10 protein-coding genes are annotated in these 7,033 nt (G+C 42.5%); all 10 read right to left on the bottom strand.

The genetic code is table 11. The features are described from left to right. Nucleotides 1-1,337: phage tail spike protein (locus tag HT687_RS05130; RefSeq protein WP_172924096.1), on the bottom strand; the 1,337-nt coding region annotated here is incomplete at its 3' end. Beyond that, nucleotides 1,334-2,032, bottom strand: a complete 699-nt coding sequence (locus tag HT687_RS05125; protein ID WP_138704951.1) for a phage tail protein — start codon at nucleotides 2,030-2,032, stop codon at nucleotides 1,334-1,336. The genes HT687_RS05125 and HT687_RS05130, both read right to left, overlap by 4 nt. Further along, a complete protein-coding gene (locus HT687_RS05120; protein WP_138704950.1) occupies nucleotides 2,032-4,443 on the bottom strand; it encodes a PblA in 2,412 nt (803 codons plus the stop codon). The genes HT687_RS05125 and HT687_RS05120 overlap by 1 nt, the downstream gene beginning before the upstream one ends. Next, nucleotides 4,443-4,829 (bottom strand): DUF5361 domain-containing protein, encoded by a 387-nt coding sequence (locus HT687_RS05115; RefSeq protein ID WP_119942435.1) that lies wholly within the window; start codon nucleotides 4,827-4,829, stop codon nucleotides 4,443-4,445. The genes HT687_RS05120 and HT687_RS05115 overlap by 1 nt, the downstream gene beginning before the upstream one ends. A gap of 11 nt (nucleotides 4,830-4,840) precedes the next feature. Beyond that, a complete protein-coding gene (locus tag HT687_RS05110; RefSeq protein ID WP_138704949.1) occupies nucleotides 4,841-5,116 on the bottom strand; it encodes a hypothetical protein in 276 nt (91 codons plus the stop codon). A 5-nt stretch (nucleotides 5,117-5,121) separates the two neighbouring features. Then, nucleotides 5,122-5,679, bottom strand: coding sequence for a phage tail protein (locus HT687_RS05105; protein ID WP_172924097.1), 558 nt, complete (start codon nucleotides 5,677-5,679; stop codon nucleotides 5,122-5,124). A 66-nt stretch (nucleotides 5,680-5,745) separates the two neighbouring features. Further along, the gene (locus HT687_RS05100; protein WP_138704948.1) at nucleotides 5,746-6,081 is read right to left on the bottom strand and encodes a hypothetical protein; all 336 of its coding nucleotides are present in this window, start codon (nucleotides 6,079-6,081) and stop codon (nucleotides 5,746-5,748) included. After that, nucleotides 6,078-6,305 (bottom strand): hypothetical protein, encoded by a 228-nt coding sequence (locus HT687_RS05095; RefSeq protein ID WP_001852278.1) that lies wholly within the window; start codon nucleotides 6,303-6,305, stop codon nucleotides 6,078-6,080. The genes HT687_RS05100 and HT687_RS05095 overlap by 4 nt, the downstream gene beginning before the upstream one ends. 1 nt (nucleotide 6,306) lies before the next feature. Further along, nucleotides 6,307-6,645 carry a hypothetical protein gene (locus HT687_RS05090; protein ID WP_000221695.1) on the bottom strand — a complete coding sequence of 113 codons (339 nt, stop codon included), beginning with the start codon at nucleotides 6,643-6,645 and terminating at the stop codon, nucleotides 6,307-6,309. Next, on the bottom strand, nucleotides 6,590-7,030 hold the full coding sequence (locus tag HT687_RS05085) for a phage Gp19/Gp15/Gp42 family protein (RefSeq protein ID WP_138704947.1): 441 nt from the start codon (nucleotides 7,028-7,030) through the stop codon (nucleotides 6,590-6,592). The genes HT687_RS05090 and HT687_RS05085 overlap by 56 nt, the downstream gene beginning before the upstream one ends. Nucleotides 7,031-7,033 lie beyond the last annotated feature (3 nt).

Raw genomic sequence — 7,033 nt, 5'->3', positions numbered from 1 at the left:
TTAAACGCTTCAAGTCTAGCAACAGAATCCAGACCAATCCGCTTGGCTTCCTGAGCAAGAGAGCTACTTGCGCCAGCTTGTCTCAAAGCTTCCTCAGCCTTGCGCCTTGATTCTCGTAAAGGTTCATCATGAAAGCTATTGAAACGCTGATTGATAGTGTCAGACACTTCTTGCTTGACTTCTTCTGCCTTAGCCTTGGCAAGTTCGATGGCATCCGTGATAGCTTTCTCACGCTTAGTAAATTCAGCGTCAAAAGCACGGTCAGCGTTGGCGATTTCCTTTTTCAAACGTTCTTCAAAAATCTGATGCAGATTTCGGCTTTCATTCAAAACGGCATCATTTACAATCCCACCGATCGCATTTGCAAGACTGGACTGGAAGGTCCCAAAACCTATTGATTTTAGGCGTTTTGCCATTGGCGAATAGGTATATTTGGTGATTTTCTTACGAACATCAAGACCGTACCACTCATGGTAGATACTGACCACATCAAACATCTGCACCGCAACATCACTCTGACCGACAACCGAGATTTCAAGGTTATCTTCTAGCATGTCGCACATACTTGTCCGAAAATACTGCTTACCATATGCAATCAAGCTAGCCTCATCTGTCACGTCTTGGTCATTGACCTCCACGACATCTTCATAGATTTGGCTGTAGTTCCCAAGTAAGGGGCTGTCAATCACCACCATATAATCATGGTCAACCGCATTTTCTCCCTCGCCCTTAACAGTCGTTTTAAAGGTTATCCGAGTTTTTAAAGACTTCATTGAGGTCTTATGCTGGTAGCTGGACAGGTTTTTCTTGTACATAAAAAGCGATTCATTTTCAGAACCGCCATTCTTCAGCAAGCGTAAGTTGTAACCGTTTCGCACCATATCTCCGCCCCACTGACCTAGGATAGAATGCTTGTCTTTGGCCAAGACCTCCATGGCATTCTTGTCCTTGATATTGAGCGTATGCCTATCATCAATATCAGAGAAGAAAGAAAAAGGATTGGCTCTGGTAATACTACCAGCAAAAGCACTCAACACCCTTGTCCCACTGACACGGTCAACCTCGATAGAGCTAACGATGTAATTATTTAACAAACTGATAACCTGATTGGCATAGACTTGAATATATCCTTGTTGCTTTTCAACCTCAAAAATATAAAAATCCTGCTCACCATGCAGGTCATCTGCAGTCAGAAAAGTTTCCTCTTTCAGCAATTCCCACTTGGGATCCGATGTAGGAAAACGAAAGGTCAGTTGATAGGTATTGTTCCCAAAATGGACAATTTCATCATTGTAGGACTCGTTTAAAGGCCTATTTCCCTCTGTAAGATAAATCATAAAATATACCTCCAATTCGGCCGAACTGTGACCTTACGAACCGCACCAGTAAAGACCAGACCGTTACTACCAACTGCCAACTCAAAGAAGCCTCCACGTTTTCGTAGAGTGTTTTGAACCACACCATCTGCGTTGTAGATATTCTGTTTCTTATGCCTACAATCAATGGTCACTTTTCGTCTAATGGTCAAGTGCATGGTTGTCCGTCCGATAGTCAAAGAAATATCTCCGTCCCCCTCAATCTCAATTACAGGCTCACTATAGACAGAACCTGGATTGTTGACATTACCGCTTGCGGTAAAAATAAGAGGAGCAAGATTTTTCTGATAGCGGAACGGTTGCATACTCAGCTTAAGCTCTAGCTTCCAGGCATGCATCCCATGAGGGCTATAGGTTGCACCAATAAAATCCGCATAAAAGACAGAACCCAACTGGTAGCTAAACTCCAGCACATTTTCCTTAGGCTGAAATTTCTCCACGATAGTCGAAACATCCAGTAACTTAGGAATATAGAACGAAAAAGTCCGTTCATAACTCTCATAGCCACCATCCAGCACTCGATAACTTCCGTTGGCTCCGTAGAGGTTAGCATCTTCAGCCACCCTAGGCTTAGCAGCCTCCACCTGACCAAAATCCGTCACCACGCAGTGAGGGATAGTTGATGTGTTAAAACCATTGATAATCATATAAAACATTACATTCCCTCCCTAGCGTAAATCGCACCTTGACGTTGGTAGACGCTCATTGAAATTTTATCAGCGTCCAGGTAAGTATCTGACGGCTTTTCAAGGATAGCAGTAAGGATCTTCTCCATACTTGCTCTCAGAATCGCTATCTCAGACACGGTTTGACTGTCTTTTGCCTCTAGTTGAGCGCTTGGCATAGCCAAACTTGCTTCAATATTCTTGGCAATGGTAGGTGTTCCACTCAAACCAAAATTATCGTTTGAAAATGCACTTGAGATTTCACCAGCCATTCCGCTGACAGATTTCTTAACACCTTTGAAACGGTCTTGCAACCCTCTATTCAAACCTTGCATAATCGCATTACCAGCAGGAATCAAGAGCTTACGGTCATATTCAATCGGACCTTTGTGGTCACGAATCCAGCTAGCAATACCACCAACGAAGTCAGTTACTGCTCCCCAAGCAGACTTCAAACCGCCTAGGAATCCATCAAGGATAGCCTTACCTGCTGACCATAGGTCAATGTTTCGAATACCATCAAAGATACTCGTAACATTACTTACAAGATCACGAACACCTTGTTTCATGCTTTCCCAAGCCTTTTTAGCTCCTTGTACAAGTCCATCAATCAGACCTAAGACGGTTGATTTCAAACCTTCCCAAGCACTGCTTGCGACAGATTTGATCGTGCTCCAGATGTTAGATAATATCTGAGCAAAACCATCAAAGATAGCCTTACCTGCAGCAGACAACCCTTTCCAGATAGCCTCACCAACACCCTTTATAGCATTCCAAGCTGTGCCCCAGTCACCATTGATGATAGCCATGACTGCTTTTATAATGCCACCAATGACATCCATAGCCGTCTGAATAGCAATCTTAATCAATTCCCAAACCGTTGTCACTACAGTGCAGATATTGTTCCACGTCGTTTCAATGAAAGGAGCAAGGATATTCATTGCGGTTTCAATAATGGACTGAATAATCGGCATAACCGTCTGAATAACTGTCTGGATGGCGTTCCAAACCGTTGTGAACGTTTGTTGAATCAAACCTTGATTTTCAGTCCACCATAGGGAAATGCCGTCCCAAACAGACCTAATAAAGTCAACAACTGCTTGGATAATTGGAGCAACAACAGCCATCATATTGTTCCAGACGGTCGTAGCTGTTTCAACAATACCATTCCAAACTTCGGTCAAGACTGGTGCGACAGACTGCCACACCCCAGAGAACCAATCCATGAATCCTTGCCAGATTTGCCTTCCCATCTCGGTTTGAGTAAAGAAATAAACCAAACCTGCAGTCAATGCAGCAATCGCTGCGATTGCAATTCCGATTGGATTGGCACTCATTGCAGTAAAAAGACCCGTGACTGCTGTTTTAATTGTCGTTAAGATAGCAGGTATTCCAGATAGCAATCCCGTGACTGCCGAAAATGCTTTAAAAGCTAAAAATGCAGAACCAAGAGCGGTAACGATACCACCCATGATACTTCCTAGACCTTCTCCAAAGATCCCACTGAAAACACCCTTGATTCCTCCTAAAATAAGGTTAGGAATTTGCTTCAAAATATTTCCGATCATCGGAATCAAGTTTCCGAAGAGAAATGTGGATGTCGTTTCTAGCAGAGATTGTAATGCAGGTTGAATATCTTCACCCAATGACAACTTTCCAAGCACATTCTGAGCAGCTGCTTTCATAGATTCAAATGATCCAGTGAAAGTTGTTGCTGCCTCTCGCGCTGTTGTACCAGTGATGTCCAAATTCTCTTGGATAGCGTGGATGGCGCTATAAACATCTGACAAGTTATTCATGTCATACTTAACGCCTGTCAGTTTTTCTGCGTCGGACAAAAGCCGTTGCATTTCTTGTTTCGTACCACCGTAACCGAGTTTTAAGTTGTCGAGCATGGTGTAGTTTTGCTTGGCAAAACCTTGATAAGCCAGCTGAATGCTTTCCATAGATGTCCCCATCTTATTGGCATTATCCGACATATCAATCATGGCCATGTTAGCTGTTTCTGCTGATTTATCTGTATCTCCACCAAGAGATTGTAGTAAGCTGGCTGAGAAACCTGTAACATTTTCCATATAGGCATTGGCCGATAGACCTGTTGTTTTGTAGGCCTCGTTTGCAAAGCCTTTGACCTTATCAGCTGAATCTTTAAATAAGGTTTCGACACCACCAAGCGATTGTTGAAGTGCTGCCCCTTCATTTATCGATGCTCCAATGGCCTTACCAATTCCAGCAGCAGCAATAACTCCTGAAACAGCCCCCATCATTTTGGATCCGAGGGATTCGCCTGCGCTAACGCCAGCTGAGGCGACTTCACCACCCATTTCCTTTTGAATCATGCCACTAATACCTTTAGCAGACGGAATGATTTGTACATAGGCTTTTCCTAATTCGGTCGCCACTATTCATCACCTCCTGTTTTCGCAAGTAAAGCCTTGCGATAGTTTTCAAAGTCCTCACCAGATTCAAAGACGAGATAATCCCTTTCGTCACTCTCTTCTTTGTGATTTTTTGTAAGCAATTCAGCAATTGATGCAGGACGATTAACGCCCTTTTGCCCATCTTTTGTTTGCAACCACAAAGAAATCGAAAGTCTGTCTACGATATTTGCGAGTAAAGTAATTTCGAGAGAGACAATTTGGTCAGACATGATCTGCTTTATCCGTGAATCATCACGTAAACCATACGCAAAAACAGCCACCTCATTTAAAGGTAGCTGTTTATAGTCGTATATTTGATAGGTTTCTGCTAAATCACAGATAAGGGCATCTTCGTCCAAATTCATCATCTGAGCAAGGACTAGGATTTTTTTAAGCCGTTAAATGATTCAAAAACACTCTTGATTTCATCTGCCATTTTTTCATTTGGCACAATGCCATCTTCTTCTCTTAGGTGGTCTTTAAAAGCCTTGGCTTGCTCATCTCCGAATAAAAGTTTTACAACTTTAGGAAAGACTTGACCTTGTCCTTCGTCAACTTCACCAATCAATTCCAACAATTCATAGTTGTTTAAACGACGCTCAGAAATTTCGAATTTAAAACCTAACTTCGTTTCCCCTTTGAATGTTTTACTCATTTATTTTACGCTCCTTGAATGTATTCGTAGTGAGTGTTCTCACTGTTGTCTGGCAATGCAGTGATTGTCAAATCATAGCCGATAGGTTCGCCGTCTTTATAGTTAATTTCGCCAATTTGGCTAACCTTACCACGAGGAATGACAACACGTTTCACACAGCCATTTTTCAGCAAAGTATCAATAACCAATCTATGTTCTGGCAACTCCTTACCATTGGCTGTTACAGTGATACCTGTTTCAAGGGTTCCTGAAACGTTATCTGGTACATAGACTTCTTTCAAGACTTCAATGTTAAGACCCTCAATCAATTTGTATTTAAAGGTATCTTTCTTTTTAGTTTGAGAAGACAAGACTGTTTGTCCTCCCCAAGCCTTGACTTCTTCTGACTCTGGTGAGTTCTCATTGGTCAATCCATCTTCTGAAATATACCCAAGCGTTTTAAATGCTGGGTTCAAGGTTGTTTTTGCATTCGTTGGAAGATCTGTTCCAGCTGGAGCAGTAGAAACCGCCCCTCCGATTTTCGGCTTAGCAGCCGTTACATTTGATGCTGATGCAGTCGTCATATTCTTTCCTCCTGTTGATTCTGCATTTGGTGTTCTTACTTCTGGCGCCAAAACTACACCTCCTTTTTAAAAATAATTGATGTCATATACCGCTTGATAGCGATATTGCTTCGTTTCTGTGTCTGTAAAGTTGTAGTCACTATTGTGATGCACACCGCTGACTTCGTTGACCGTGATGAGATCCTCAACTACTTTCTTGATTTTCTCATTCAGCTCAGCAGCCTTTTGAAGTGATGGTGCATAACTTTGAAAAGCAAATGTGGCGGAATGAACGTAGTCGCTTCCACCACTCCCCGTCTTTTCTAAAATGACATAACTCTCAGGCATATTCGGTTTATGTTCAAAAAAAGACGGAACATCTAACTGTCCGTCCAAAAATTTCTTTATAACTAATTCGATCATCTCATAGCCTTCAGTAAAATATTATGTTTTTTATTTCTAGCCATGCTCTTGATATCAGTCGTACTAATCTTTGCATTGGCACGCTTTTGCCCTGGCGATACAGTCAATTCAAACCCCTCACCAGCTCTTTCAGCAATCCCTTGCCCTTTCTCCCTCAAAATGCCCTGCATTTCGGAAGAACGTAGCAAGGCAGACACGCCAGCCGAGTTCAATTGAAATTTCATATCACTCATAAACTTCAACCATAACCTTTCTATTCCACGATAATGGAATCATTGACTCAATCCCCTCTTGAGGGATGCCAATCGTCCGCCATTTACGACCAAAAAACTTGACCTCACGGTTTTCCCACTTGTTAGTATCCCCTTTAGGAATACCGAGTGTATATTCCGCCTTCTTCCCAGTCAAGTTCATTTGATTGATGACGTCCTCTGATGAAGTTGGGGCAACCAATACATTTTGAACCTCAATCTCAACATCACGATGGATGGGATGACCGAAATCGTCGTTACCAATTTCTACCTTGTCCACTAAAATGACAGGGATTCCTTTTAGGTAGGTCATAAATCTCAATCGCTCCATATCGTTGTTTTTTCTTCAAACCAAGCCTTTTCAGTTCGGTGTCTTTAATAAAGAGACCGCCTCCAGGAACAAGGTAAGAACCACTAAACGAATAACCTAAGGCACTTTCAGCAACCTGAGTCATTGGTTCATGGTCTGTTGAGGTCATGAGGGTTCGTGCCACGATATCGACCGTGACAGACTTGGCAACACTAGCAAATGACACGCTCTCAGCTACCATGTCGTCAAGGTCTTTACCGACTTTTTCAGCTTCCACTCGCAAAGAATTAGATACAACTTCCAACAAAGCCTCAGCCCTTGCACGCTCATCAAATTTCAACGAGCGCCATAACAATTCCAAGTCTTCAATCTTTGCAAAATTTCCCATAAA

Origin of the sequence: Streptococcus sp. 1449 (assembly GCF_013276805.1) — a bacterium.
GTDB lineage: Bacteria > Bacillota > Bacilli > Lactobacillales > Streptococcaceae > Streptococcus > Streptococcus pseudopneumoniae.
Note: the sequence above shows the minus strand (reverse complement) of the source record. Positions and strands in the feature narration are given on the sequence as shown.